Below are 251 nucleotides of genomic sequence, written 5' to 3'. Positions count from 1 at the left end.
TTACATCTGGCGTAATAATCTTAAGTTAGGAGCTGGAAAATACCGTCCGTTACGATCAGTTGATATCAATCTGTACAAAAAACAGGCTTAGCGTAGGATATTTTCCGTTTTCCAAGCGGACCCCTAATGCACTTGCTCGGGCTGTTTTTATGCACCGGCTGGGTGAAATAAGGGACAGAGGACTGGAAAACCAAAGTTACCGAGCCAGTGGACTGACATTACTCACTGCGGCGATCACGTTATGGAATACC

Annotated in this window: 1 pseudogene; it reads left to right on the top strand. The window is 45.4% G+C overall.

The features are described from left to right. Positions 1-125: 125 nt before the first annotated feature. Positions 126-251: pseudogene (locus C5469_RS23175) on the top strand (Tn3 family transposase); the annotation flags it as partial.

The organism is Photorhabdus cinerea, assembly GCF_011189575.1.
GTDB lineage: Bacteria > Pseudomonadota > Gammaproteobacteria > Enterobacterales > Enterobacteriaceae > Photorhabdus > Photorhabdus cinerea.
The sequence above is the reverse complement of the archived record's forward strand: the minus strand, read 5'-3'. Positions and strand labels throughout refer to the sequence as shown.